This window comes from Microcoleus sp. CZ3-B2 (assembly GCF_036705055.1).
Lineage (GTDB): Bacteria > Cyanobacteriota > Cyanobacteriia > Cyanobacteriales > Microcoleaceae > Microcoleus.
Genome location: NZ_JAUBTN010000076.1, coordinates 5642 through 31971 on the forward strand (window position 1 = coordinate 5642; position 26330 = coordinate 31971).

General features: G+C 46.3%; 24 protein-coding genes and 1 other RNA gene. 15 read left to right on the forward strand and 10 right to left on the reverse strand.

The genetic code is table 11. The annotated features are described in order from the left end of the window. The first annotated feature begins 333 nt into the window (after positions 1-333). Both QUA97_RS24755 and QUA97_RS24760 read left to right on the forward strand, forming a co-directional pair. Positions 334-1080 (forward strand): dienelactone hydrolase family protein, encoded by a 747-nt coding sequence (locus QUA97_RS24755; RefSeq protein ID WP_194066198.1) that lies wholly within the window; start codon positions 334-336, stop codon positions 1078-1080. A 165-nt stretch (positions 1081-1245) separates the two neighbouring features. Next, positions 1246-2145, forward strand: a complete 900-nt coding sequence (locus QUA97_RS24760; protein ID WP_194066197.1) for a S1 RNA-binding domain-containing protein — start codon at positions 1246-1248, stop codon at positions 2143-2145. Between the two features lie 305 nt (positions 2146-2450). On the opposite strand, the gene QUA97_RS24765 is transcribed toward QUA97_RS24760, so the two are convergent. Then, positions 2451-4688, reverse strand: coding sequence for a GumC family protein (locus QUA97_RS24765; protein ID WP_194066196.1), 2238 nt, complete (start codon positions 4686-4688; stop codon positions 2451-2453). Positions 4689-4709: 21 nt separating this feature from the next. Beyond that, positions 4710-6140, reverse strand: a complete 1431-nt coding sequence (locus tag QUA97_RS24770; protein ID WP_194066195.1) for an SLBB domain-containing protein — start codon at positions 6138-6140, stop codon at positions 4710-4712. Positions 6141-6174: 34 nt separating this feature from the next. Here QUA97_RS24770 and QUA97_RS24775 point away from each other — a divergent pair, with 34 nt between their 5' ends. Next, entirely contained in the window at positions 6175-7521 is a 1347-nt protein-coding gene (locus QUA97_RS24775; protein WP_194066194.1) for an O-antigen ligase family protein, read from the forward strand. A gap of 247 nt (positions 7522-7768) precedes the next feature. Here the strand turns inward: QUA97_RS24775 and QUA97_RS24780 are convergent, their stop codons facing one another. The 3 genes from QUA97_RS24780 to purD all read right to left on the reverse strand — a co-directional run bounded on the left by QUA97_RS24780 (position 7769) and on the right by purD (position 11687). After that, positions 7769-9937: a HAMP domain-containing sensor histidine kinase gene (locus QUA97_RS24780; protein ID WP_194066193.1), complete on the reverse strand. Its 2169-nt coding sequence runs from the start codon at positions 9935-9937 to the stop codon at positions 7769-7771. Positions 9938-10180: 243 nt separating this feature from the next. Beyond that, the gene (locus QUA97_RS24785) at positions 10181-10462 is read right to left on the reverse strand and encodes a hypothetical protein (protein ID WP_333196781.1); all 282 of its coding nucleotides are present in this window, start codon (positions 10460-10462) and stop codon (positions 10181-10183) included. Continuing rightward, positions 10407-11687: a phosphoribosylamine--glycine ligase gene (purD, locus tag QUA97_RS24790; protein WP_194066191.1), complete on the reverse strand. Its 1281-nt coding sequence runs from the start codon at positions 11685-11687 to the stop codon at positions 10407-10409. Before purD ends, QUA97_RS24785 begins: the two co-directional genes overlap by 56 nt. 337 nt (positions 11688-12024) lie before the next feature. On the opposite strand from purD, the gene QUA97_RS24795 reads away from it, so the two are divergent. The 4 genes from QUA97_RS24795 to QUA97_RS24810 all read left to right on the forward strand — a co-directional run bounded on the left by QUA97_RS24795 (position 12025) and on the right by QUA97_RS24810 (position 14506). Beyond that, a complete protein-coding gene (locus QUA97_RS24795; RefSeq protein WP_333196762.1) occupies positions 12025-13197 on the forward strand; it encodes a 5-(carboxyamino)imidazole ribonucleotide synthase in 1173 nt (390 codons plus the stop codon). Between the two features lie 50 nt (positions 13198-13247). Next, a non-coding RNA gene (ssrS, locus tag QUA97_RS24800) (6S RNA) lies at positions 13248-13435 on the forward strand. A gap of 59 nt (positions 13436-13494) precedes the next feature. Then, a complete protein-coding gene (locus QUA97_RS24805; RefSeq protein ID WP_194066189.1) occupies positions 13495-13653 on the forward strand; it encodes a hypothetical protein in 159 nt (52 codons plus the stop codon). Positions 13654-14317: 664 nt separating this feature from the next. Continuing rightward, on the forward strand, positions 14318-14506 hold the full coding sequence (locus QUA97_RS24810; protein WP_333196765.1) for a hypothetical protein: 189 nt from the start codon (positions 14318-14320) through the stop codon (positions 14504-14506). Between the two features lie 25 nt (positions 14507-14531). Here QUA97_RS24810 and QUA97_RS24815 read toward each other — a convergent pair whose 3' ends face one another. Next, positions 14532-14675 (reverse strand): hypothetical protein, encoded by a 144-nt coding sequence (locus tag QUA97_RS24815; RefSeq protein WP_333196767.1) that lies wholly within the window; start codon positions 14673-14675, stop codon positions 14532-14534. Between QUA97_RS24815 and rpmI the strand changes: the two genes are divergently transcribed. From rpmI to QUA97_RS24845, 6 genes are all read left to right on the forward strand, one after another. Then, positions 14674-14871, forward strand: a complete 198-nt coding sequence (gene rpmI / locus QUA97_RS24820; protein WP_194009999.1) for a 50S ribosomal protein L35 — start codon at positions 14674-14676, stop codon at positions 14869-14871. The two genes, QUA97_RS24815 and rpmI, sit on opposite strands and share 2 nt — an antisense overlap. Before the next feature lie 19 nt (positions 14872-14890). Then, positions 14891-15247, forward strand: a complete 357-nt coding sequence (rplT, locus tag QUA97_RS24825) for a 50S ribosomal protein L20 (RefSeq protein WP_194009998.1) — start codon at positions 14891-14893, stop codon at positions 15245-15247. A 265-nt stretch (positions 15248-15512) separates the two neighbouring features. Beyond that, positions 15513-16043, forward strand: coding sequence for a tetratricopeptide repeat protein (locus QUA97_RS24830; RefSeq protein WP_194066188.1), 531 nt, complete (start codon positions 15513-15515; stop codon positions 16041-16043). A gap of 239 nt (positions 16044-16282) precedes the next feature. Further along, a complete protein-coding gene (locus QUA97_RS24835; protein ID WP_194066187.1) occupies positions 16283-16660 on the forward strand; it encodes a response regulator in 378 nt (125 codons plus the stop codon). Then, positions 16657-17265, forward strand: coding sequence for a chemotaxis protein CheC (locus QUA97_RS24840; protein ID WP_194066186.1), 609 nt, complete (start codon positions 16657-16659; stop codon positions 17263-17265). The genes QUA97_RS24835 and QUA97_RS24840 overlap by 4 nt, the downstream gene beginning before the upstream one ends. Continuing rightward, the gene (locus QUA97_RS24845; RefSeq protein WP_333196773.1) at positions 17262-19454 is read left to right on the forward strand and encodes a sensor domain-containing diguanylate cyclase; all 2193 of its coding nucleotides are present in this window, start codon (positions 17262-17264) and stop codon (positions 19452-19454) included. Before QUA97_RS24840 ends, QUA97_RS24845 begins: the two co-directional genes overlap by 4 nt. A 607-nt stretch (positions 19455-20061) precedes the next feature. On the opposite strand, the gene QUA97_RS24850 is transcribed toward QUA97_RS24845, so the two are convergent. The 3 genes from QUA97_RS24850 to holA form a co-directional block, all read right to left on the reverse strand. Beyond that, positions 20062-21069 (reverse strand): hypothetical protein, encoded by a 1008-nt coding sequence (locus QUA97_RS24850; RefSeq protein ID WP_194066184.1) that lies wholly within the window; start codon positions 21067-21069, stop codon positions 20062-20064. A 136-nt stretch (positions 21070-21205) separates the two neighbouring features. Then, on the reverse strand, positions 21206-21367 hold the full coding sequence (locus QUA97_RS24855; RefSeq protein ID WP_194066183.1) for a hypothetical protein: 162 nt from the start codon (positions 21365-21367) through the stop codon (positions 21206-21208). A gap of 75 nt (positions 21368-21442) precedes the next feature. After that, a complete protein-coding gene (gene holA / locus QUA97_RS24860) occupies positions 21443-22420 on the reverse strand; it encodes a DNA polymerase III subunit delta (RefSeq protein WP_194066182.1) in 978 nt (325 codons plus the stop codon). A 179-nt stretch (positions 22421-22599) separates the two neighbouring features. Here holA and QUA97_RS24865 point away from each other — a divergent pair, with 179 nt between their 5' ends. Together QUA97_RS24865 and cbiE are read left to right on the forward strand one after the other, a co-directional pair. Then, positions 22600-23340, forward strand: coding sequence for a DUF1868 domain-containing protein (locus tag QUA97_RS24865; RefSeq protein ID WP_194010020.1), 741 nt, complete (start codon positions 22600-22602; stop codon positions 23338-23340). Positions 23341-23914: 574 nt separating this feature from the next. Next, positions 23915-25216 (forward strand): precorrin-6y C5,15-methyltransferase (decarboxylating) subunit CbiE, encoded by a 1302-nt coding sequence (gene cbiE, locus QUA97_RS24870; RefSeq protein WP_194066180.1) that lies wholly within the window; start codon positions 23915-23917, stop codon positions 25214-25216. Between the two features lie 135 nt (positions 25217-25351). Here cbiE and QUA97_RS24875 read toward each other — a convergent pair whose 3' ends face one another. Beyond that, positions 25352-26221 carry a CPBP family intramembrane glutamic endopeptidase gene (locus tag QUA97_RS24875; RefSeq protein WP_333196778.1) on the reverse strand — a complete coding sequence of 290 codons (870 nt, stop codon included), beginning with the start codon at positions 26219-26221 and terminating at the stop codon, positions 25352-25354. Positions 26222-26330: the final 109 nt, after the last annotated feature.

Here is a 26330-nt window from a genome sequence, read left to right on the forward strand (position 1 = left end):
CTTTCGCCAAAAAAACTTCTCTTTTCTTCCTTCGTGTTCTTCGCGCCTTCGCGGTTCGTTAAAAAAAATCTCATTCATAAATGAAATATAATTGCACTCAAACTCACTATGACTAACCCAGAAATTCGCACAACTAACGTCACAATTCCCAAATGTGATGTTGTAAAATAGATTTTTGAAACAAACCGCGAAGACGCAAAGGACGCGAAGAGAAGAAAAGAAAGACTTTCGCCAAAAAAACTTCTCTTTTCTTCCTTCGTGTTCTTCGCGCCTTCGCGGTTCGTTAAAAAAAATCTCATTCACAAATGAAATATAATTGCACTCAAACTCACTATGACTAACCCAGAAATTCGCACAGCTAACGTCACAATTCCCAACAAAGATTTACAAATTGCCGCTTACCTAGCCCAACCCGCCACCGCCGGCGAATTTCCCGCAGTTATCGTCATCCAAGAAATCTTTGGCGTTAACTCGCACATCCGCGAGGTTACTGACAGAATAGCAAAGGAAGGATATGTGGCGATCGCCCCGGCCATCTACCAGCGCCAAGCCCCCAACTTTGAAACCGGTTACGCGCCGGAAGATATCGAAATCGGCAGAGAATACAAAGAACAAACTACCGCATCCGAACTCCTCAGTGACATTCAAGCCACCATCGATTACCTCAAAACTTTACCATTCGTCAAACCACAAGGTTTTGGCTGCATCGGTTTCTGCTTCGGCGGACACGTAGCCTACCTTGCCGCTACTTTGCCCGAAATCAAGGCTACAGCGTCTTTCTACGGCGCTGGTATCGCTACGAATACCCCCGGTGGCGATACTCGGACGATCGCCCGTACAGCCGACATTCAAGGCACTCTCTACGCCTTTTTTGGCACTCAAGACCCCAGCATTCCCAAAGAACAAGTTGACCAAATCGCTGCCGAATTGGAAAAACACAGAATTCCTCACCAAATTTTCCAGTACAATGCGGATCATGGCTTTTTCTGCGACCATCGCGGCAGTTTCGACGCTACCGCCGCAGCAGAGTCGTGGGTGCAGGTGAAGCAGTTATTTCATCACGAACTTCAACTAGCTTAGAGAGTGGAAGATGGGGAGATGGGGAGAGTGGGAGAATAGGAGAGTGGGAGAGTGGGAGAGTGGGAGAGTGGGGGAAAATCTTCCTTCTTTCTTCAACATATGACAACTGTCAACTAACAACTGACAACTGACAACTGACAACTGACAACTGATAAATAAACTGACATGAATTCCAAATCTACAGGTTCTCAAAGCGCAAAAGCATCTTTTTCAATGGATGATTTTGCTAAAGCCCTCGAACAGCACAATTACGAGTTCCAGAAGGGACAAGTCGTGCGCGGCAAAGTGTTCGAGTACGACTCAAACGGTGCGTATGTTGATATCGGCGGCAAGTCTTCGGCTTTTTTGCCGATCGCAGAGGCTGCTTTGAGAACGGTTACGGATTTGTCGGAAGTGGTTCCGCTAAACGAGGAACAGGACTTTTTAATTATCCGGGAACAAGACGCAGACGGCCAAGTTACTCTGTCTCTGAAACAGTTACAAGTTCAGCAAGCTTGGGAAGATTTAGTTGCATTGCAGGAAACCGGTAAAGTGCTTCAGGTGCGGGTTTCTGGCGCGAATAAGGGCGGCGTGACGGTGGACGTTGAGGGAATGCGCGGTTTTATTCCCCGATCGCACTTAGCCCAACGCGATAACATAGAATCGTTAATTGGTCAATCTTTGACGGTGAATTTTTTGGAAGTGGATCGCGATCGAGACAAACTCGTACTTTCCCAGCGGATGGCCTCTCAATCGAGCGCCTTCAGTCAGTTGCAAATCGGTCAGTTAGTGGAAGGAAAAGTTAGCAGCATCAAGCCTTTTGGCGTGTTTGTGGACTTGGAAGGAGTTAGCGGTTTACTCCACATCAAGCAAATCAGCCAAAAATATATTGATAACCTGGCACAGGTTTTTGCTCCCGGTCAACCTATAAAGGCGCTGGTAGTTGACCTCGACGAAGGTCGCGGGCGGATTTCCCTTTCCACTCGGGTACTGGAAAATTATCCAGGGGAAATGGTGGATAAAATGGCTGATGTCATGGATACCGCAGAAGAGCGATCGGAACGCGCTAGAAAGACTCTTTCTTAGGTCTTGATATAATTAAGCTGTTCTCTATTTAAATTGTGTGTCAAGAATCAATCAAACCATTAGTGGGATCTTGCTCTGAGCAGCGTCCCGAATATGCAATTTAAATGGGCGACAGCTTACCACCCCAGAGCTGATTCATTCTCTTGTAGGGGTAATCACCCCGTGGTTACTCCAGCCCATGAAATGAGGACAAATCGTCGGTGAATAGGGTCGGCACGGGGCACGACCCTACAAAATTATCATTTTTTGTAGAATGAATCAGCCCTGCTTATCACCCCACTTTTTAAAGCAGTCGGGGCTCTCATTTATCTTCCCTTAACCCCATTAGCTACTACTCCAAATACTTTAATATCGGCTGCATTTAGTTGATCTAAAGCTTTGCTTACCATGTCTCTATCGGTCTTTTCTATTTTTACTATCAGCACTGTACCATTAGTTTGAGAAGCTACTAAATGACCATCAGCTAAACCAATTAAAGGTGGCGTATCGTAAATTACCAAATCAAATAATACCAGGAACTGCTCCATTAAATAGTGCATTTTTTTTGAAGAAAGTAATTTAATTTGATCTGGGGGAATAGTACCAGCAGTGAGGACAAAAAGATTCTCATCGTCAGGTAATCGCTGAATAGCCTCATTTAAACTTAAATCAGAAGTCAAAGCATCACTTAAACCTCTCATATTTGAGATGCCAAGGTATGTGTGCAGTTGAGGAAAACGCATATTAGCATCTACTAATAATACTCGCTTACCTACAGCAGAAGCAGTTTTAGCTAAATAAACTGCTACAGTGGATTTACCCTCACCTTTAGCAGTCGAAGTGATAGTTAAAGAACTTATTGGATCTTCAGCATTTAATAACTGAATATTTGCATATAAGTAATGAAATGCCTCAATCAAAGGAAAATCCCGATCGTTAGACATTATTATTTGTCTTAAACCTGCGCTGTGAGTTGTTGAATTTACGCTAGTGAACTTACTTGATATCCTTTGCCTCCTACGAGATTTAATATTCATTGCTTTGGCGATCGGGATAACTCCCAAAAGGGGGCGTTTAGCTAAGGATTTAATTTCTTCTGGAGTATGGAAAACAGTATTTAAAACTTCTACTAAGAAACCTACAGCAATACCTAGTAAACTACTAATCACGATCGCTATAGCTAAGTGGCGCTTGGTTGGTTTTGGTTGGACTATATGGAGATCACCATTGTCCTCTGTGACTAACTGTGGTTTAGATATAATTTGCCAAGAGCCATCAATTTGACCAGCATCTAGTTGTAAGGTTTTTTGTTTTTCTAGGAACAGTTTGAGAGTATCTTTAGCTAGTTCTAGTTTTAATTGTATTTCATCATAGCGACGTTGAGCTTGGGGCATTTGAGTGATTTTTGCTTGCAGTAAATTTTGGCTATTAGTTATCAATCGCTCGCGAGCTTCCAACTGTTCTAGTTGTGATTTCATCTGAAGGAGGACAGACTCAGCTTCTTTTTGCATTAAATCGCGCAAACTTTGCTGTTTTTCCCGCAAAGATTGAATGGGAAGGCTATTTTCATAAAACTGAGTAGAGCTTAAAGCTAATTGCGACTCTATTTCATTTACTTTGCTCATTAAACTTTCATAAGACTTTGGTCTAACATCAACAATCCAGCGATTATCGCCCGTTAAAGATATTTTTTTATAGCTTTCATATTGCTGCCTACTTTCTGCTAGTTGTGCTTGTACTTCGAGGCGACGATTAGCTAAACTATCTAGCTGATCTGATAGGCTGCGGCTGCGTAGTTCTGGTTGATTAAAGCTATACTTAACTCTTAATACTTGTAATTCTTGTTGCAAGTTATCTACTTTCTGCTGGAGGGGTGATATTTGTCTAGCAATAAAATCTATACTTTGTTTGCCAACTCTTAAGCGCTCTTTGTCCATATATTCTACGTAATATTTGGCCATTTCTTCCAGCACATATTTTATGCGCTTGGGGTTGGGATCGCGGTATCTAATATCTAGGAGTTTAGTACCCCCCTGCTTTCCATCTCGCAAGAAAGTCACACGTTCGATAGTTAAGCGATTTTTGAGAGTTTTATATTCAATATTTGGATATCTTTTTTGTAATTTATTAATTAATGGTATTAGCACTTCTGGGGTTTTCAAAACCCGCGTCAAACTTTGATAATCCACTGAGGAACCGTCTTCCGCTGATGATTTAATTTTGTTCAAGTCTGTTATACCTAAACTATTATTTTGAGCTTGGACTAAGAGCTTTGATAGCCGATCGTCCGTCGTAAGAGGTTCTACTAAAACAGTAAATTTTCCTTCGTAATCAGAAACAATCTTTTTGGCATTCCAGATAATGAAACTACCGCTCAAAGTAGCTATGCTAGCAGCTACTATGGTCATCACCATAAGGCGACGTTTGACGACAGCTATTACCCAATTCATATCAAGGACTTGGTCATCCTCCTCTGGGGTATTAGCTAGGTAATTAGCGGAGGGGACAGACAGATATTGAGCATTAAGGTCATTCTTGATGGAAGAAAACAGTTTTTTATCCATAAGACAAATGTTATTTGATTCCTAATTTCCTAATAGCTTTAACAGTTCTATGAGCCTGGTAGGAACGAGTATTCCACCAATAATATTACCAAATGGTGCGAGAATCGTATTAATATTGTCCCCCCAGATAGCAGTCCTAGAACGTGCCACTATAATTATATCATTATCTTGAATAAGTGGGTTGGTTTGAGCATCGATTCCTTGATTCAAATTAATTTGTATTTGGGAACGGGATATAGTGCCATTAGGATTCAGCCGGATCAGTTCCACAGCTTTAGAGTTAGCGCGACTTGCTCTGAAACCCCCCGCACTCATAATTGCTTGATTTAAAGTAGTATTAGGAGGTAATTTGAGTCCCCCCGGAGTATTGACTTCTCCGATAACACTCACTTGCACAGTCCCCGGAGCAAAGCTAGCATTAGCTAGAACAGAAACTTCTCCTGGGTCGATCGCCGTCGCGGTCGGGACAAAAATAATATCCCCTTCTTGCAGCATAGTATCTTGAGATGTATCTTGTTCTTGCAAATATTGCCAGAGGTTAATAGTGCTGATTTGTTGTTTGCCGCTTCTAGTATAACGTTGAAGTTGAATTTGGCGAATATCAGCGATTGATGTGATGCCCCCAGCTAGTTGTAAAGCTCGAATGATGGTCGGTTGTCCGTTGGTTCTTTGACCATTTTGGGTATCACCACCGATCACTACATACCTACCCGGGCGCTTTACCTCTCCGAATACTGACACAGTACGGGGTTGCTCTGCTGGTTGAGAAAAGTTAGATTCACTAACTTGATTTACTTCTGCTAAGTTAATTGTTTCTTGAGGGGGAACCAATATTTGATCTCCATCTCGCAACGTTATATCTTGGGTTGTTTGACCAGTTTGTAAATAATCCCATAGGTTATAAGTTATAGTTATTTGTTGGTTGCCATTGACCCGACGTCGGACAATTACTCGGCGGATATCGGCGCTAGCTCGAATACCCCCAGCTTTTTCTAAAGCTTGAGGAAGTGTGGGAAACTGCACCGATGGGCTAGTTCCACCTCCATTAGCTAGAGGTAATAAGTAGGAGCCGGGACGACTTATTTCACCGGACAACCAAATATTCAGCGGGCGGGCAGCTTGTAAGCTGATGGTAACTAAAGGTCTTTTGACGATGCGACCATAAGCTTTAGTGATAACTTGGGCGGCCTGTTCTAAAGTTAATCCTTGAAGGGAAACACTACCAATAATCGGGATTTGAATAGCTCCCCCAGCGGGAATTTGATACTCCCCACTAAGCTGGGGCAAATCGTAGATATCAATTTTGATATTGTCTCCACCACCTAAATAATAGTCAGTATTAATCCTGATTGCGGGGGAGCCGGACTGAGCGAAGTTGGTTTGAGGGTAGGAGAGAGTGAGTACCAGCACCAGCAGTGGCACTTTTAAGGCAGGAACGGTAAGCCATTTCATAGGTAGCAACAAATTTGATGATAGAGGTCAAGCCATGAAAGATATTTTAAGGGTGCCGATGTTTGCGTTGATGCTTTTCTGTTTAGCGGCCATCTTCTGTGTAACTCTTTATATTTTAGTCGCACGATATCCCAAATTTGGTGTCACATTAGAAAAGATTTTTGTGGTGATATTTTTTTTAACCTTCACTGGTATCACTGCCATGCCCTTTCCTAAACTCCATCCTAGCGTTTTATATAATTTTAACACTACACCCCCAACAATTATTGGTCAAATTGCTATTTATAGTGCGATGATATTAATGTTATTTCCTCGCTTAACTAAAACTATCCATAAAACAGTTTATCTAGTCATTAAATGGATATCAGGAGACCCTTTTTTGGGTTTGTTTTTGTTGATGGTGACTCTATCTGGCTTGTGGTCACAAACTCCTGAAATTACTTTACGGGCTGTTTGTGCTCTGTGGCAAATAACACTGGTTTCTATTTATGTCGGTAAACAGTATAGTTGGTCGGAAATTTATGGATTATTGAGATGGCTAAGTTGTATATTAGCTTTATGGGGAGTTGTGAAAACAAATCCAGCAGCGGACGGTTGTTGGAGAGGAGTTGTCGGTCATAAAAACCCTTTTTCTTTTCAAATGGCTAATACTGCTTCTTTATGGATATTATATGCTTTTAAAGAAAAGAAATATCGATATTTCTCCTTATTTATAACCCTAATAGCTTTAGTGGGGTTGCAAAAAGGTTGTAGTGGTGCTAGTCGAATTTTGACAGTGGTATTAATCAGTTTGTGGAGTTATCTAGCCCTATTAAAAAAATTACCTGTAAAATGGGCTTTTGTCTGCTTTATATTATTTTTGGTGACGAGTATAGGTATAAGTATTTTAGTATTAAATAATTTAGAGGCTATTGTTGTCGATGGTTTGCAAAAAGATATGACTTTAACGGGTAGAACCGATTTTTGGCCTTTAATTATTGATCGAATTAATCAAAATAATCCCCTATTTGGTTATGGGATGGCAGGATTTTGGCAGCCTTGGCGTGGCTTGGACAATCCAGCTTACGGAATTGTGGTAGTTAAAACTGGTTTTGTGCCACCCCACTCTCACAATGGTTTTATCGATCTACTTTGCGAACTGGGTTGGGTCGGATTGTTGTTGTTTATTTTGTCATTTTTTAATAATATATTTAGAGGTATAAAGTACCTAGTTAAAGAAAGTTTTCCCGAGTCAGCTTTGCCTTTATATTTATTAACATTTATGCTAATGACTAATTTGACAGAGACGGGATTATTTGGGATTGGGACTTCTTGGTGTTGGTATGTAGTTTTATCGGTAAAATTGAGCTTAGATACGACAGATAAGGATCATAAAAAATGATGATGTCAGTATTTTGTCAGACTGATTAATCCGGAGACTCGATCGCACACCGTTTAGCCTGAGCTCCAATAATAACTAATACCATGTCCGGTTAATTACCATAACAAAAGCGGATCGCACGTGCGGAATGCGAGTCTGATGTAGAAAAAACTCGCATTCCGAACGATCGAACCTGACGTATATCGGTCAGTCAAGATCTCATTTTTTTGAGAACTGTTATATATAGAATGGTGTGCGTAAGTCTAGTTTACTTAACATGACTCGTCGAAGTTGTTTCAGTCTCAACCTGTGCTTCCACCGGCCAAGCATTTTCCATATCTAGTGATTGTTTCGGCTGATAAACTGCTAAGTCAAACCAGAAAGTCGTACCCACATTAACTTCGCTCACTAAATTAATTTTAGTGTGGTGCTTGTCAATAATGTTGCGGACAATAGAAAGACCTAACCCCGTTCCTTCTAGAGTGTGAACTCGGTTTTCTACCCGGAAAAAGCGCTCGAAAATTGCTTTTTGGTCTGCGGTATCTATACCAATACCAGTATCAGAAATTTCTATCCGCACTACCGGAAAATCTATAGAGTCAGGTAATAAGTTGTGGTTCCCGGATGTGTCGTCTTTGTGGGTTGCCTCCTCCGACTCTATCAAATACGCTCGAATTGCCACTTTGCCGCCAGCCTCGGTAAACTTTAAGGCATTTCCTACTAAATTTGCAAATACTTGCAGCAGCAAATCGTAATGACCTAAAGCGGGCGGCAAACACGGGTCAACTTGTTGCTCTAATTCGATGCCTTTATCCTTGGCATTTAACTGATAAGTCCGCAGGGTTTGTTCAACTGCTTGCGGGAGGTCAACGGCCTCTAATTCATAGATTCGGCAGGATTCCAGGCGCGACAAGTCTAACACGTCGTTGACTAAACGGGTGAGGCGATCGGTTTCTCGATTGGCAATTTCTAGAAATTCCCGGCGCTCGCTTTCTTGCAGGTCTTCTCCGTACTCGTAGAGAGTTTCAATAAAAGATTTGATATTAAATAAAGGCGTTCTCAATTCGTGAGAAATATTGCTAATAAAATTGCTTTTAGCCTCATTTAATTCTACTTCGCGGGTGATGTCCTGAACTGTCATGGCGATGCCTTTGAGACTTTCTCGGTACTGTCCAGAACCTTGATGTTTGGAGGCTTCTTCGTAGAAAGTACACTCTACTGCGATCGGGCGTTGCGACTCGGTACAGGTATTTTCTTCGTCGCGGACGCAGCTTTTGCAAAGCGGTTCTGCACCAGGGGCTTTGTGGAGAATTACGGTGGTTAGCAGAATCCGAATTGTGCGGTTGACTGGTTCTTTTAGAGAAATCCGAAATTCGCCGCCTTCGCGATCGCCCGCAGCTATTTCCTGCAGGGGTCTTGCCAAATCGCGCTGCACTTCTGCTGGTAAAATCTGCAGGACATTAATTCCCATCGCATTTTTACCTTCCCATCCAAAAATCCGCCGGCCCGTTGGGTTGACTAAAATTACCTGCAAATTCGCATCCAACAACAGCGCCCCGTCAGCAATAGTTGAAACCAAAGTTTCTAACTTCGCTTTTTCCGCTGTCAACTCTTCAATATTTTGTTCTTCATAACTTTCGAGTTTTTCAGCCATCTCGTTAAAACTGCCGATTAACTCACCCAATTCTCCTCCTAAAGGTAGGTCAACTCGCTGCTTAAAATTCCCGCCCGCGATATTTTTGACTCCGAAAACTAATTGTTTGATCGGGTGAGTTATGGTCAGGGCATTAAATACAGCGCCCAAAATTACCATCACCCAAATCGTGACAAATACTGCTAATGTGACATCCCTAGTCAGATTTGAAGAGATAACTGCTGCGGGATTGGGGTTAATGCCGATCGCCAAAACTCCCAAATACTTGTCTTCGTGAATTAGTGGCACAAATACGTCGGTAACTTCTCCATCGGGCGTCAAATGCTGCCGCACCAAAGGCACAGAAGTCAAATTTCTCGCCTCAATGTCGGCGATAAAATTATCCGGGAGTTTAATTTGGCGGCGCAGTGTCAGGGAAGTACGCACCTCGGATTCGGAGAAAGGTATCCCCAGAAAAATATCTCCTCCTTCGTCGGCGTACAGCATATAGCGGACGCTGGAGGTGCTGCTGTAAAATTGTCGGGAAAAGCGGGCGACTTCGGAGCGATCGTTCTTCGCAATCATTGGCGCCACATTTGCCGATAACAGCAAGCCGAGATCGCGGCCGTAGCGGGTATCGTTAAGTCGGGCATCTTCCTGGATAGTATTCACGGCCCAGAAAGTCAAGCCGCTCATAATTAACGAAACTACGAGGGTAGCAGCAGCCATCAGGCGAGTCTGGAGGGTAAAATCCGACCACCAGCGGGCAATAATTTCTCCGATTTTGTTTAGTATGGCCAGCATTTTACCAGTTCACCAGTTCAATATTAAAAACAAGATTAAGTCAGTAGTTATTAGTCAGTAGTCAGTAGTCAGTAGTCAGTAGTCAGTAGTTATTAGTCAGTAGTCAGTAGTTATTAGTCAGTAGTAGTGCGAGTGTCCCCAGTCAGTAGTCAGTAGTTATTAGTCAGTAGTCAGTAGTTATTAGTCAGTAGTAGTGCGAGTGTCCCCGCTCCCTTTCCGTCATGGGTCATGGGTCATGGGTCATTAGCGATCGGGCAAGAAGGTAAAAGGGAAGAAGATATACACAGCAATCTTTTTAGCGATCGATATTTCACGTTTAATTAGGTAAATTTGCTTAATAGAGTTTTTGGTCGATCGAATTTTCTGCAGCGACTTGTCCGCTACCGCCACCGCAGAGATGCCAAACTTCATTGTTACACTTCTACTTTGAGAATGCTTGGCTTTCCGATGGCGGTCGATCGCGCAATGCCTAATTGCTGCGATCGCCCAGGGCTCGGCGGCCGATGTCGCGGCGACAGTAGACACCTTCAAATTGGATGCAATCTACCGCTGTGTAAGCTTTGTTTATAGCTTGTTCCAAAGTTTCCCCCGTCGCAGTCACGCCCAAAACGCGGCCGCCCTCGGTAACTAACTGCTGCTTCAACTGAGTACCGGCGTGAAACACCTCTGCACCGTTGGCTTCAGCTTCCTCAATACCTGTAATAACTTTGCCTTTTTGGTAACTTCCAGGATAGCCCCCCGAAGCCAAAACTACGCACACAGCAGCCCCCGACTTCCAGCGAATGGGATATTCGCCGAGACGCTGCTGACAACAAGCCAGCACCAAATCTTCTAGGGGAGTTTCCAACAGGGACAAAACCGCTTGAGTTTCGGGATCTCCGAAACGGCAGTTAAATTCTAAGACTTTCGGTTCTCCTTCCGCTGTAATCATTAAACCTGCGTAGAGAACGCCCCGGTAGTCGATATTGCGTTTTTGCAGCGCTGCGACGGTAGGTTCGAGAACTTCTGTTTGAATCCTGTCCATCAGTTCCGGGGTGACAATTGGGGCTGGGGCGTAGGCTCCCATACCGCCTGTGTTGGCTCCCTTGTCGCCTTCGCCGATGGCTTTGTGGTCTTGGGCCGGCAGCAGGGGTTCTACTACGATTCCGTCGGTGAGGGCGAGAATCGAGACTTCTTGACCTGTTAAAAATTCTTCGACAACGACTCGGATGTTATCGCTGCCGAATTCGCCGCGGAAAATGGTGTTGATGGCACTGTGAGCCATTTTGATGGTAGTAGCAACGGTGACTCCTTTGCCTGATGCTAGTCCGTCTGCTTTGATGACTATGGGAATTCCTTGCTCCACAACGTAGGCTTTGGCGGCTTCTGCGTTGGTAAATACGGCAGCTTTGGGTGTGGGGATGCCTGCTTCGAGCATCAATTGTTTGGCCCAGGATTTGCTCGATTCTATTTGGGCACCGGCTTTAGTGGGGCCAAAAATCATCACTTTTTTTTGTTGGAAGTAGTCAACGATGCCTAGCGATAGGGGCAATTCGGGCCCTACTATCACTAATCCGATGTTGTTGACCATCACAAAGCGTTCGATGCCTTGGAAGTCGTCGATGTTGAGCGACAGATTTTGACAGCCTTTGGTGGTAGCTGTGCCACCGTTGCCAGGTACGCAGAAGACTTGTTTAATCCGCGTAGATTCTAGCAGTTTTTTTACGATCGCGTGTTCGCGACCTCCATTCCCCACAACCAAAACTTTCACAGCATCCTCACCTATAAATTTTGTTCTCTGAATGTTTGATTTTCAGTGTTTGCACCTGTCTATCTGCTTTTTGCAGCGCCCTCAATTATGCCATGCTTAGCGCTAGGGAATTGCTAGATGTGGCACTTTTATGGAAGGCTGCGGCTCAACTGCTGTTTCCCTAATGCTGGGTTCGTGCAAGAATTAAAGACTTTCGCCACCCATTTTTTCTAGGTTCTGCCTCGAAAAAATCATGCAATTAAAACTCTTTTCTGGCTTTTAACTGTTCAATTAATGTAATTCATCGGGGGACAAATCGCGATAAAATAGGAAAGTTGACACCAGGAATTTTACTCACATGAAATCAAATCAAACCGCTGCGAGTTCGTCTGCCAAATTGAAGCGGGTGGGCGTTGTCGGCGGCGGCCAGCTAGCTTCGATGATGGGAGATGCTGCTAGCGCGCTGGGTATTGAATTGGTAGTGCAAACTCCTAATGCTACTGACCCGGCAGTTTCGGTTGCTGCGGGTGCTGTTTTGGCTGCTATTGATGATGTTAATGCTACTGCACAATTGGCTACTGGCTGCGATGTTATTACTTTTGAAAATGAGTTTGTTGATTTAGATGGTTTGCGATCGCTAGAACAGCAAGGTGTTTTATTTCAGCCGAGTTTGTCGTCGCTTTCTCCGTTGTTGGATAAGTACGTGCAGCGCTGTTATTTAAAAGGTTTGGGTTTGCCAACTCCGAGGTTTTGGACATGGGATTGCGGCGCGGATTTGCCGATCGACTTTCCGTTTGTGGTCAAAGTTCGCCGTCACGGTTATGACGGCCAAGGTACTTTTATTGTCAAGGATCGGGAGAGTTTTGAGTCGATTAGTGCTAAACTTAAAGGCCAGTCTTTACTGGTAGAAGAGTATGTGCCGTTCGATCGCGAGTTGGCCGTGATTGCTGCTCGATCGCCCGCTGGCGAAATTGCAATTTACCCGATCGTCGAAACCCAACAGCAAAATCAGGTTTGTCGCGTGGTAATCGCGCCCGCCGATATTAGTTTAGATCTGAAAGCCGAAGCAGGTGCGATCGCCCGCACTCTCCTCAACAGTTTGGAAGCTGTCGGCGTATTCGGCATAGAATTATTTTTAACCGCCGACAATAAGCTGTTAGTCAATGAAATTGCCCCCCGCACCCACAACTCGGGACATTTCACCATCGATGCTTGCGAAACTTCACAATTTGAACAGCATTTGCGCGCAGTTTGTCAACTCCCTTTAGGCAATTGCGATTTGAAATGTGCAGGTGCTGTGATGGTAAATTTGCTCGGCTACGAGTCGGTCGAGTCCGATTATGTAGAAAAACGAAAACAACTGGCACAAATTAGTGGCGCTTTTGTACATTGGTATGGTAAGAAACTATCGCGTCCCGGTCGCAAACTCGGTCACGTTACAGTTGTACTCGACGCAGAATCGGTGCAAAATGGGCAAACGTCCGCGAGTGCGATCGCTCAAACCGTAGAATCCATCTGGTATGCAGCTTAAATTGCTTGAAGCTTGCCAAAATCTGGTTAGTTGCTGTATATTAAATAAAGGTTCTACTGCGACGTTGGTGACTGCCAATAATGTTTTTTTGATCTATAACTCTTAACTCTCGGGAATCAAGATGTTTGGACAGCAGTAAACTGGGCTTGTACCCAGAAACTTTAAGTCCGAGCCAACGGTGCCCACCTGGTAAAATACCAGGTCAAAAGCTGAGGTAAGACGGCGTTGCGGGGAGCCATTATAATTTCGATTGAGATAGGCGCTGTGAAATACGGCCAGCCTATTTTTTTTGTTTAATTGGGCGAGCGCGAAGCGGAGGGATTGGGCGGAGCGAAGCGGAGGGATTGGGCGAGCGCGAAGCGGAGGGATTGGGCGGAGCGAAGCGGAGGGATTGGGAATTGGGCGAGCGCGAAGCGGAGGGATTGGGAATTGGGAATTAGTTTCGATCGCAAATAATCAATAACTACTGACTACTCAATGCTGACTAATAACCAATAACCAATAACTAATAACTTTAGCTGACGGGGCGACAGGTCGGTGTCCATTGCTGCAAACAACTGCAAGATTAGCCGATCGCCCAAGGCGCTGTATCTTCGAGCAATCCTGCTAAAATGCGACTAGGTGCGATCGGTTCAACTTCCGGCAAAAAGCGCCCGCCTTCAACTGCAGTCAATCCGAATTAACATTAATAAAAATGGTTTTTTCCATGCCCTACAGTGAATTTACACTCCGAAGGGCTAAACTGGTTTTTGGCTTAACAACAGTAGAAGCAGGGAGAATTTTGCCACCAACCGAGTCGATAGATCCTAGCTCCTATTTGATATAATCGCTAATTCAAGGATTGCCGCTGGCCACCGCTACGGGTTCTTAAAAAGCGCGATCGGAACTAATTATTAGTCCTATTTTAGTCAAAGTCCGCAAGATTTTACAGCAGCAAGTGAGTCTATTTTTGGGAGAAGATTTTAATGTTGAGCCGGAGTTGGGATTGAGCGGAGTTTGCGATTTTTAAATCAGTCGCTCTCCCGAACAAATATTAATCGAAGCGCCTGCATTTGTGATTGTTGAAGCAAAAAAAGCTGATTTGAAAGTGGGTTTGGGACAGTGCGCGGCCTAAATGGTGGTGGCTCAAAAGTTTAATGAAATTAACAATATCCCGATCGCCAGAATTTACTGCATCATCAGCAGCGTTACTGTTGGGAGATTTTTGAAGTTGGAGGCAAAAACTCTGACAATTGACCTCCATGGCTCTGCTGTGCCTCCTGTGGATCCGCTTTTGGGGATGTTGGTTTGGATGGTTCGGGACGGTTAGCTCGATCGACCTCAGCCTGAAAATTCTACAATCTGGGGTTGCGCGAAACCAAGGTGATGGCGCGATCGCCCTCCGAAGCTCTCCCTAAATCCCCCCCGCAAATCTCCCTTGCAGAAAGTACCAAAAACGTGATACCTTTGAGCCTTGTGTCCAAATAACACCAGCTCATGCCAAAACTCAAAACTCGCAAAGCAGCCGCAAAGCGCTTTAGAGCGACCGGCACCGGTAAAATTGTGCGCCGCAAAGCCTACAAAAGCCACTTGCTGCAACACAAAAGTTCAGCTCGCAAAAGCCGTCTATCTAAGCTGGTCGTCATTGATGAGACCAACGACGCTAACGTCCGGTTAATGCTTCCATACTTGTAAAGTTTAACGGAAATTAAAAATGACACGGGTAAAACGCGGTAATGTCGCCAGAGCGCGCCGCAAAAAAATTCTCAAATTGGCCAAGGGTTTCCGAGGCGCACAGTCGAAACAGTTCCGCACAGCTAACCAGCGGGTGATGCAGGCCCTGCGTAACAGTTATCGCGATCGCAAAAAACGCAAGCGCGATTTCCGCCGCCTGTGGATTGCTCGGATCAATGCCGCATCTCGCCTACACGGTACGAGTTACAGCAAGCTGATCGGCAACATGAGGAAGGCTAATATCGAAATCAACCGCAAAATGCTGGCACAAATGGCAATCATTGACCCGGCAACTTTCGGTAAAGTGGTAGAAATGGCCAACCGAGCTGCTGCTTGAAAGCTCGATCGGTTTTGAGCAGGAAAAAAGCAGAAGTAGGAAAGATTTAGCTATCTGCCAGAGAAGGAAAACTCCTGATAAATTTAGGAGGTTGAGACTAACTTTTCCTTCTTTGTTCTTACTTCTGAATTCTTGCTTTTTCCGCAATCGCGATCGCCCTATTCGATCGCCACTTGTTTTTTATACAGTTGCAGCAAATTTTCAAGATTGCTCGCGCATTAAAATAAATAAAACCCTCCACAGACCTACCTAATTTAAAAAAAACATGGATAGTAATTTGCTGATTGTTTACCTGTCAGTTCTGCTGGCTATACTTGGCAGCAGTTCCTGGTTTATTGTCCGCCAAATTCTCAAAACTAGGAAGCTGGAAATGTCTCTGGAACGCTTAGAAAATAAGCTGACCACCGAAAAAGGCACAGCACAGGAATACTACCAATTAGGAAGTATCTATGTAGATAAGAAGCTTTATTCGCAGGCTACCGTACTGTTTCAAAAAGCTCTGAAAGCCCAAGAATTAGAAGGCGATGAAAATCCAGCGTTTATTTACAACGCTCTGGGTTTTGCACACTTCGGCCAAGAACAGTACGACATCGCGATCCGCAATTACAAAGAAGCCCTGAAGTTGCAGCCCGAATACGTTACATCTCTCAATAATCTGGGTCACGCTTACGAGCGCAAAAAATTAATATCTCAAGCCTTGGAAATGTACGAACAAGCTCTCGCCTGCGATCCAGATAATGCCACTGCTAAAGGACGAGTAGAGTCCCTCAAAAAGCGTTTGGTAATCTATAACTGAGCGCCGGTTCGCACGGAGCAATACAGTTCCCGCAAACCTGGTTTCTCTCCGAAACCGGGTTTTTTATTTCCAGAGAAAAAGATGCTCAACTATTCAATACATTAATGCGTTAATTTTTAAGAACAGCAATTCGACCGATCGCTCGATCGCGCCCCGTCGGTGCAGTTTAAACTACTGTCAAGATAAAAGTAGTACCTGCAACGCCGGTCAGTCCTAAACAATAGAAGGAGGAGAACGTAGTGACATCAATTCTCGTTGTCGAAGATTCGTGGTTGACTCGCAGGGTAATCTGCAAAATCCTGCGAGCAGAAGGATACGAGACTTGGGAAGCATCGAGCGGCCCGGAAGCCCTAGAACTGCTGGCCACTAAAACCCCAAACTGTATGCTCTTGGATCTGTTGATGCCGGAAATGGAAGGTAGGGAAGTCCTGCAAGCCATGCGCTCACGAGGATATAAAATTCCAGTCATCGTAATTACCGCAGACATTCAATCCACCACCCGTTGCGAGTGTATCGATCTCGGAGCCCTAGCAGTCATACACAAAATGCCCAACTCAGACGAACTGCTCGGGTGGATCAAAAAAGCTCTCAGTCCCAGCGAGGAGAGTACCCAATGAAATTAAGCGCTCGAGAACTCGATGCTTTGCAGGAACTCGTCAACATCGGGATCGGTCAAGCTGCGGGGATTTTGAACGACATGATTGAATCTCCCATTCGCTTGCAAATCCCCTACCTCCAAATCCTGTCTCCCGCCGACGTACAAGCACAATTAGAGGGACACCTCAATGGCGAACAAATCGCCGCCGTCCAGCTCAAATTTACAGGCTCCTTTGGAGGCATTGCTCAGCTAGTCTTTCCTACCAACAGCGCAGCCAGTCTAGTCACCATGCTTACCGGGGAAGAAGCCGGAACTCACGACCTAGATGCAGTCAAAATTGGTACGCTCAGTGAAGTAGGAAATATTGTCATTAACGGGGTGATGGGTGCAATCAGCAACGTACTTCAACAACGCCTGAATTACTCAATTCCCAATTACATGGAAGGGACGATCGGTAGTTTGCTGATATCTGGCGGTTTGACTACTGATACAGTTGTTTTATTAGCCCAGACCCGTTTCATTATTGAAAGACTCCACGTTGAAGGAGATATCATCCTCATTTTCAATGTCAATTCCTTTGACACCTTGTTGGCTGCAATCAATCAACTTGCCGGGGGTCTATGATCCAAGAGAGCAAAACTATTGAGGAAAAGTTTGGAGTTCTCGACAGCGTACCAGTCGGCGCGTGTTTGCTGCGAGACGATTTTGTGGTGCTGTTTTGGAATGTCTGTCTCGAAGACTGGACGAAAATTCCCCGCGACCAAATCTTGGGAACAAATATCAAAACTCATTTTCCTCACCTAAGCCAGCTAAAGTACGCAACTCGCTTCGAGCAAATCTTTGCAGGAGGCCCGCCAACAATTTTTTCTTCTCAAATTCACAAGCACCTGATTCCAGCAACTTGGCAAGACGGCCAGCAGCGCATCCAGCAAACTACTGTGACGGCTGTCCCTGCACTCCCACCGGGCGTTGCCGAACTGGATGTCATCGGCTTGGTTCGATCGACTGTGGAGTTGGAACCAGAAGGTATCGCACCACCAGCAGAAGCAGTTGGTTCTCCAGCGCCCTCAAAGAGTGGGAGTTCAATTTGGCCTTACGACTTTTTGGGATCAAACTGCCAATCGTTTTACGCCCTGTTGGTGATTCAAGACGTGACCGACCTCACTCACCGCATCCAAGCTTACCGCACGATGCGGGATCAAGCTTTGGAAGAAGTGCAAGTGCGCCAGCGCGTCGAGGAAGAATTGCGCGAGAGCCAACATTTCATCCAGCAGATTGCAGACGCGGCGCCTTATTTGCTCTACATCTACGATTTGACCGAACAGCGTAACGTCTACGTTAACGGTCAGGCTTTTAAATTGCTCGGCTACCATCCCCAAGAAATTTTACAGATGCAAACGGCTTTGTTTTCCAGTTTGGTGTACCCAGAAGATTTGGAGAAGGTTGCCGCCCACCTGCAAAAATTTCCCCAGGCTCAAGACGGCAGCATTGTTGAGTTGGAGTACCGACTGAAACATCGATCGGGCGAATGGCGCTGGTTCCGCTGTCGCGATCAAGTGTTCGCCCGCAAAGCATCAGGTGAACCCGAACAAATTTTCGGCACCGCTCAAGATATTACCGAGTACAAGCGGGCAGAAGAAGCGCTGCGGCAGCAAAACGAACGGGAACTGCTGATGGCGACAATTACTCAGCACATCCGCCAGTCTCTGGATTTGGGCGAAGTGCTCAGCACGACTGTCAACGAAGTACGCCAGTTCCTTCAAGCCGATCGAGTGATGATCGTCCGCTTCCACCCCTGTAGCGGCAATCTCTGCGCTGCACCCACGGGGTCAGTAACAGTAGAATCGGTAGCTCCCAACTGCAAGCCGATGCTGGGGGAAACCCTAGACAATTTCTCTTTTGACGAGTTCTATATCGAAGCGTACCAACATCGAGCAATCCGACCCGTGGCCGATGTCTCGGCGACCGATTTGCCGCCATATCAAATTGACTGGCTCGCACAATTCGCCGTGAAAGCTTATTTGGTAGTGCCACTAGTACAAGGAGAGGAGTTGTGGGGGCTGCTGATGGCGCACCAATCCCGTCCCCGACAGTGGATGCAGTTAGAGGTGGAGTTGCTGTCGAATCTGGCCGCCCAGTTGGCGATCGCGATCAAGCAAGCAGAACTCTACCAGCAATTGCAAGCAGCCAACCTCAAGTTAGAGCGTTTGGCTACTTTGGACGCACTCACCCAGCTAGCAAACCGCCGCCGGTTCGATCAGTATTTAGACATTGAGTGGCGCAGACAAGCCAGGGAACAAACGCCTCTGTCGCTGATTCTGTGCGATATTGATTCTTTTAAAAGTTACAACGATACCTACGGACATCCAGGGGGAGACGAATGTTTGCGGCAAGTCGCCAGCGCGATCGGCCGTTCAGTCGATCGTCCCGCCGATTTAGTAGCTCGCTACGGAGGCGAAGAATTTGCCGTAATTTTGCCAAATACCGAGATTCAAGGAGCCGTGCGAGTAGCCGAACACATACAGCTCAAAATCTCCGCTTTGCAGCTTCCTCACGCTGGTTCTCAGGTAAGCCAATACGTCACCGTCAGTCTGGGTGTAGCGAGTATGGTTCCTGCCTTTGAATCGGGGGCCTCGATTTTGATTGCTGCAGCCGATCGAGCGCTGTACGAAGCTAAACGACTTGGGCGCGATCGCATCCAAGTTTACCAAGTAGACCCTGCCTCACCCAAAACCAACGGCACAGCAACTCCCGCGCGCCGGGAGGAGTTTTCCCGGCCCAATACTAATTTCCCGTCACCCACAAGCGTTTGACTTCTGCCAATATTTGTGCATTGGGAACAGACACTGGCAAGAATGCCGGAGTAATACCGCCTGAGATTTAAGACTTTAGATTAAAAATTAAATAATTTAACTGAATGTGAGTGGGAAGTCCCGCACCCTACCTGTACTCAGGTGACGGGATGAAAACGAACCAGAAACAAGTTGAGCGATAGCGAATCAGTGATACAATTGCACTATCTTGACCACTATCCTCCTAGGCGAAAACCAAGCTAAACGGAGCGTGTAGCCAGAAAAAGTATGGGTCTTAGGAACTAGGACTCCTGCCTGTGGAGGGAAGATCAGACTACTTGCTTCAACGGATAGCAACAGCACATCCCAATGAATCAGGAAGCCAGTGCTGTATGCTACGCATCAGCGTCTGGTAGTTCACATCCAGTAAAGCCATTGAGGAGCATCTGGTGTTTGGCATTTGATGTGCGATCGCATCAATCAAAAAATGCTTTTTGCCCAACTAAGATGCTCCTAGCCATTGATACCTTTAGCGGTATCCCCGTCTCCCCATACCCAGTCTAATTTTGGGCTTCACATCATCCCAAGAAATCCCCCACCCAACGAGTCCATCTTGAAACAGAAAAGCTTAAGGCGCTGCCGCCGCCCTGCGGTTGGCCACAATCAGATTAGCCTGATACTCTGCCGCTTTTTGCTGAGCCTTTTGATAGTTCGGGCTAGTTGACGGCACGGCTCTCATCAGCCCAACCGCTTTCTGCCACTCGCTTGCTACTGCACTCCACTCATTTTGAGACTGAGCCGTCTGGGCCAACACAGCCGCCTTCTGAGCGTTGTTAACGCCTTCTCTCCAAGGATCTGGCTTAGGCGCGACGGCTTTTGGTGCAGGAGAAGCTGCCTTGGGCGCTGGAGATGTCGGAGCTGGGCTGGCGGGCGCTGCTGTGGGAGAGGCTTTGGCTACAGGAGAAGCTGGCTTTGGAGTTGCGCCAGATGCGTTTGGAGAGGGTGCGGTGGGGGTTTTTGATGCGCTAGATGAGGCTTTGGGGGAGGGGGAAGCAGCTTCGGGGACGCTTGGTTCTGGGTTCGAGCCGCCGAAGGGCAAATTTCCCGTGAAGTAAAGCCCTGCGATCGCCACCACAGGCACTAAGATACCCACAGGTATTACCCATTTGGGGAATTGTTTTTTCGCAGGCGTGGCTATATCTTCGTGTTCGTGTTCGTCTTCGTCGCCGTCATCTCGATCGAATTCTGATTCTTGATAATAGTCTTCGTCTTCGGGTTCGACATCATCTAAACCTATAGAATCATCAGGTATTCCAATCTCGGAGGGGTAAAGCGACTCTTCGGGCATCAGATTTATTTCATCTTCCCACGCAGCCGAGCCGTCACCTGTTCGACGTCCGTAAACCTTGACAGTATGAATTGATTCGACTCCCAAATTCGTCATCCCGTTGCGGATGAAATCGACCAATGCCATTTGACTCGGTACTTTGCTGGACTCCAAAATTATGTGGAGGCAGCCGTTGTCCCGCGTCACGTCGGCTTTGATGCCTTTGGGTTGGAGTGTACGGTTGATGCTAGATGCGATCGTATCTGGATCGCCCTGCTTGAGAAGTTCCTGCAGGTTTTGTTGTGTCATGGGTAGCGCTCTTTTTTTTTTGGGGGGGGTTGGAGAGCCGGCAAATAATATTATTAACCGATCGGCGTTAGGCTGCGGACAATATTTATTTACCACATTAGCTTCTAGTGTGGCATTCTGAGACTATTTCTCCTATCTATTCAAAACCTTTTGATGTGCGATCGGGCATTAAGCACCTACGCGCCAGCAAAATTTGTTGTAAAAATTTACACTCATCCCGCCCAACACTGATATTTGCTGTCACAGAGTCGCCATCCGCCCCAATTTTTAGTATTTCCTGCAAGCTCCCTTGATTCATTTGTGGAGTGCATTGAAAATCTAAATAAAATCTAAAAACAACGCTTCGGGCTGCAGATGCAGGAAAAATAAGACATCAGCGAAACAAGCTAGAAAGTTCTATAACTTTGGTTTGCAGAGTTGAGATTTCTTCCCGGCCCCGTTTTAAAGAAGCTTCTAATTCTAGGAGCAAAGGCAAACTTTTTTGCAGTTTTTCTAAGCTGGCGTTCTTGACTTCTTGACGAAAATAGTATATGCGTTTGGGATTGCCGAGGTCTAAAGATCGAGCAATTTTATCGTCGCCCTCGCCCGCTTGGATCATTGCCTTTACCCACAGCCAAATCCGAAACTTACCAGTCAAGCCCGCCACAATCCTCAAACCAGGCTCGTTTTTGGCCGCTAAGCCCGCCAATAACTCCAAAGCGCCTCCCGTATTGCCCTCGCGAATTGCATCGGCTAGTTGGAAGGTATTCTGGGCGTGACAGTGCACTAATGCGGCTACTTCCTCCGGGTTGAGAGGTTGGCTGCGGTTGCCGGCAAAGAGCCGTAATTTTTCTAATTCGCTGTATAGCTGACGGGTATCGCTACCGATGGATTCGGCCAAAAGTTCGATCGCCGTGGCGGTCAATTTGACGTTCATTTCGCCGGCAACTTGGCGCGCCCGCTGGGCTAATTCCTTGTCATTCCAAGGCGGAATCGGTGAAAATTCGCGAAATTCGCCGGACTTGTTGAGTAGCTTGGTAGATTTGAGCCTGCTGTCGGGTTTTTTGACGGATGTCAGCAGCAACACTGTTGTAGGGGGAATCACCGGCAGCGTCCGTTCCAATTGGGCCAAGAGTTCTGGAGAACACTGCTGGGTGAGAGTCGTATTTGTCAGCCAGACAAAACGGCTGCCGCTACCGAAGGGGGGTGTTAAGGCTCGATCGAGTCCTTCGATCACTGCGTCGGGCCGATCGGCGATTATCTTGTCATAGTTAAAACTAGCCCAGTTGGGGTCCAGGACTGTTTGGCGCAATTTTGTGACTGCTTGCGCGATCGCAAAGTCGTCTTCCCCCCAAAATAGGTAAAACTGCATATTTAAAGCTCTGTACAGGAAAAAATTTGAGTCGCACGATCGTCGGCTTGTCCAACATATCCTGAATCCGACTGTTGGAAGCCCGCACCATAATATAAAATTTGGTGTGGGAGTATTTCACCGCGAGGAAATCAAGATTGGATGATACTTATCAAGCTTACGTAAACCGGGTGGCGCGAATGACGCTGCTGGACTCCTATAAGTCCCAGATGGAACACATCCAGGAATCTCCAAAATTTAAGCCTGATGAAGCCGGTCACAGAAATCCTGTACCTTTTCCGGGTTATTCGGTGATTACGCCACCTGCGGGGGAAGATGCAGAAAATACTGCTCTTTATAGTAATTTGCAGTCAGTCCAACAACGGCTATTGCAGGAAATCGCGGACGGTGCGATCGTAGCACTGCCTCCTGATAGCTTCCATTTAACCGTGGCAGATCTGATTTGGAGCAGCGCTTTTCAAGATGCCTCTGAGAACAATCCAGAATTTGAGAAGCAACTGCGCGATCGAATGAAAGAGTGTTTTGCCACCTGCAAACCCTTGGCGGGAGGCCCGGAGATTCGCTGGACTGTGCTGGGGTTGATGGTGATGACTAGGGCTGTGGGTGTTTGTTTGGCACCGACTGACGAAAACTCTTACAAGCAAATTCTAGAGTTTCGGCGATCGATCTATCAAAATCCCGATTTAATTGCTTTAGGAATTGAACAGCAATATCATTTGACGGCACACATTACTCTGGCTTATTTTGGGGACACCGGACCGAATTTAGACCGCGATCGTTTGGCCGCCGTGATGTCTGAGTTAAATGACCAATGGCTTGACACGCCACAAGAACTGTGCGTGCACCGAGCCGAACTGCGGAAGTTTGACGACATGACTAGCTACGTGCGGCAACCGGATTGGCCTGTTTTTGAATTTTAACGTAAGCAAGAGGGAAGAAGGAAGAGGGAAGAAGGAAGAAGGCTATAAGGGCGAAGCTGAGCGGGTGAAAAGAAGTCCGAGGGAAGAGGGAAGTTCGGCAACGAGCTAGGTAGGGAATTTAACGGATACAAGTCAGAATTCAGAGGACTCAATCAAGGAAAATTCTCCCCACTCTCCATTCTGCCCACTCTCCATTCTGCCCACTCTCCATTCTGCCCTTCTCCGCCTCTCCCATCTCCTCTGTTTCAAGGGTCAGGATACTGCCTATAGCGGTTCTCACAAAAGTGAGGTATGCCCTGTTTGGCCGATGCCCGATGCCCTGCGCGGGCCGATGCCCGATGCCCTGTTTGGCCGATGCCCTGTTTCGCCGATGCCCTGTTTCGCCGATGCCCTGTTTGGCCGATGCCCTGCGCGGGCCGATGCCCGATGCCCGATGCCGGATAGTGCCTCATCTTTCTGAGAAAGGCGATATTAAATGCTTTAATTATTCTGGCTTGGTAACAAAATCAAGCAAAAAATTTATGATAAACCCGGAAAAATCAGTAATTCTGGTTTTTTACTTTTTGCTTAAATAGTGACTGTACACGTTGTTGGTATTGGTTTAGATGGAGCTGCTGGGCTGAGCGAATCGGCGCGGCAGGTTGTAGGAACGGCCGCTCTGCTGGTAGGGAGCGATCGACATTTGAGCTATTTTCCCGATCGCGGCCGAGAGCGCTGGGTGTTGGAAGATTTAACCGAAGCAATTCTCGAAATTCGGCGCTGGCTGGCGGAAGTACCGCAGTTAGAGGCGGATGCGGAAACTGTGGAAAGGGGCCGAGGTTCGATCGTCATTTTAGTAGCCGGCGACCCCATGTTCCACGGCTGGGGAAAGTTACTAATTTCCCAAATTCCGCCAGATAAATTGACATTTCACCCCCATGTGAGCTCGGTGCAACTGGCCTTCAACCGCTTGCAAATCCCGTGGCAGGATGCTCATTTTGTGGCCTCCCAGGGACGTTATTTTGAGGAACTGACGGCAAAACTTAAGTTAGGTGTGGAAAAAATTGCCGTGCTCGCGGACGAAACTCTCACTCCGGCGGCTTTAGCAAATTTGGTGAAAGCTCTAGATTTGCCGGCACGCTATCAGTTTTGGGTTTGCGAAAATTTGGGTTCTCCAGAGGAGAAGGTGGGTCTTTATTCTCTAGAAGCTTTGCTGGGAGAGTCTTTTTCACTTCTGAGCGTGGTTGTAATGCAGAGGGTGTTCCCGCCCGCAGAAGCTTTGGATTTGGCAAGTTTGCCTTCGTTGGGGATTCCGGATGCAGCTTTTATCTGTGGCGGCGACAGGCTTGGTTTGACGGTGGAACGGGAGGTGCGGGTGTTGGTGCTGGCACAGTTGGCTTTGCGGCCGGAACAAGTTGTCTGGGATGTGGGTGCTGGTAACGGTTCTGTGTCGATCGAGATTGCTCGTTTATTCCCGCAGTCTGAGGTATACGCGATCGAACAAACGGTTTCTGGTACTTCTGCGATCGAACTCAATTGTAGTCGTTTTGAGCTGCAAAACGTGCTTTCGATTCATGGCAGGGCACCGGAAATTTTGCACCGCTTGCGCCCGCCGCACCGGATTTTTATTGGCTGCAGCGGTGGAGGGCTGACCAAAATTTTGGGCGTTTGCGCCCTGCGGCTGCTCGCTGGAGGCTCGATTGTCTTAGCTTTGGATGTTTTTGAGGATATTGCTATTGTTTTGAGCTGGATTGGCGATCGGGTGCGCCGGGAACCGCACTGGAGTTACCGCATCGTGCAGGTGCAGTTGTCGCGTTCTATTTCTGCCGGCAGTTTGACTCGTTTTGAGGCGCTGAATCCTATTTCGATTGTGACGATCGATCGACATTTGAATTAATGTCTGATTTTTAACCGCAGATTAATGGCTGTGTTATCTATGTTTTGTTTTTTTATTGAATCTAATCTTTTTTTTACCGCAGAGGGCGCAGAGGAAGAGAATAGGTAATTTTAAAGGGGTTGGGGGTATTAGGTTTTAATTTTTAATTAACAAAAGTACGGCTGCTGTTGCTAGCAATAACAGAATTCCGGCTGCACCGGCTAGGGGTTTTGCGGCAATTCCTGTAATCCATTCTGGTACCTTAGAAGTTGGTTTAATTGCGCCTTCTGTATCTACGGTAGTTATACCCCAAATCCAAGCTGCGTGAATGCCGATCGCCAATCCTAAACTGCTATTGTCGGCGATGCGGGCTAAGGTTAAAACCATGCCCATCACCCACAATCCCGGCAGTTGCGGTAGGGTTTCTTTGGCGGCCCAAATGAGGTGGGTGATCGCGAAAATGAAACTGGCGATCGCACTTGCTATTAATATTGAGTAATCTTGCTGGAGGATTGTTTGCAAGCAGCCGCGAAAGATTAACTCTTCTGTGGCGCTAATCCACAGTCCTAATAACAGAGTCAGCAGACTAGCAGGATTAATGATTAATGCCCAGAAGTTAATGTTTTTTTCGCCTGTTTCGGTGGAAGTTTCACCTTTTTTTAACTCGATCCAGCCTGCAGTTAATTGTAGACCGAATAAAATTACTAAGCTGATTATTCCTAATCCTAATCCCCCCAGTAATGATATCAAAACTGCGGGTTGCCAATCCCAACCCCAGTTAGCAAAAGTTGTGTTTTCGATCCAACTTGTCGCCCACAAAATGAAGGGTACAATCAGGTATAGGGAGGCGAGTAAAGGTAGTTTTTTGTTTCCCAGGGGTTGGGGCGGATGCCATTTGAGGGCGATCGCCAGTACGATCGCTACGGGTAGCCACACAGCAATCCAAGTTGAGAAAAACAAGATTATTTTGATAATTGCTGGTATTGATGGCGACATCAGTCGCAGGTTGTTTATGCTATTCCACATTTAATGGGTTGCAACTATAATACTGTTGATTGTGTTAGTTGTTAGTTGTTAGTTGTTAGTTGTTAGTTGTTAGTTGTTAGTTGTTAGTTGTTAGTTGTTAGTTGTTAGT

Excerpts from the sequence above, each read along its gene's own strand:
- QUA97_RS24755 (WP_194066198.1), top strand. The coding sequence starts at position 334 with ATGACTAACCCAGAAATTCGCACAGCTAACGTCACAATTCCCAACAAA.
- QUA97_RS24760 (WP_194066197.1), top strand. The coding sequence starts at position 1,246 with ATGAATTCCAAATCTACAGGTTCTCAAAGCGCAAAAGCATCTTTTTCA.
- QUA97_RS24765 (WP_194066196.1), bottom strand. The coding sequence starts at position 4,688 with ATGGATAAAAAACTGTTTTCTTCCATCAAGAATGACCTTAATGCTCAA.
- QUA97_RS24770 (WP_194066195.1), bottom strand. The coding sequence starts at position 6,140 with ATGAAATGGCTTACCGTTCCTGCCTTAAAAGTGCCACTGCTGGTGCTG.
- QUA97_RS24775 (WP_194066194.1), top strand. The coding sequence starts at position 6,175 with ATGAAAGATATTTTAAGGGTGCCGATGTTTGCGTTGATGCTTTTCTGT.
- QUA97_RS24780 (WP_194066193.1), bottom strand. The coding sequence starts at position 9,937 with ATGCTGGCCATACTAAACAAAATCGGAGAAATTATTGCCCGCTGGTGG.
- QUA97_RS24795 (WP_333196762.1), top strand. The coding sequence starts at position 12,025 with ATGAAATCAAATCAAACCGCTGCGAGTTCGTCTGCCAAATTGAAGCGG.
- rpmI (WP_194009999.1), top strand. The coding sequence starts at position 14,674 with ATGCCAAAACTCAAAACTCGCAAAGCAGCCGCAAAGCGCTTTAGAGCG.
- QUA97_RS24815 (WP_333196767.1), bottom strand. The coding sequence starts at position 14,675 with ATGAGCTGGTGTTATTTGGACACAAGGCTCAAAGGTATCACGTTTTTG.
- rplT (WP_194009998.1), top strand. The coding sequence starts at position 14,891 with ATGACACGGGTAAAACGCGGTAATGTCGCCAGAGCGCGCCGCAAAAAA.
- QUA97_RS24830 (WP_194066188.1), top strand. The coding sequence starts at position 15,513 with ATGGATAGTAATTTGCTGATTGTTTACCTGTCAGTTCTGCTGGCTATA.
- QUA97_RS24840 (WP_194066186.1), top strand. The coding sequence starts at position 16,657 with ATGAAATTAAGCGCTCGAGAACTCGATGCTTTGCAGGAACTCGTCAAC.
- QUA97_RS24845 (WP_333196773.1), top strand. The coding sequence starts at position 17,262 with ATGATCCAAGAGAGCAAAACTATTGAGGAAAAGTTTGGAGTTCTCGAC.
- QUA97_RS24850 (WP_194066184.1), bottom strand. The coding sequence starts at position 21,069 with ATGACACAACAAAACCTGCAGGAACTTCTCAAGCAGGGCGATCCAGAT.
- QUA97_RS24855 (WP_194066183.1), bottom strand. The coding sequence starts at position 21,367 with ATGAATCAAGGGAGCTTGCAGGAAATACTAAAAATTGGGGCGGATGGC.
- holA (WP_194066182.1), bottom strand. The coding sequence starts at position 22,420 with ATGCAGTTTTACCTATTTTGGGGGGAAGACGACTTTGCGATCGCGCAA.
- QUA97_RS24865 (WP_194010020.1), top strand. The coding sequence starts at position 22,600 with ATGACGCTGCTGGACTCCTATAAGTCCCAGATGGAACACATCCAGGAA.
- QUA97_RS24875 (WP_333196778.1), bottom strand. The coding sequence starts at position 26,221 with ATGTGGAATAGCATAAACAACCTGCGACTGATGTCGCCATCAATACCA.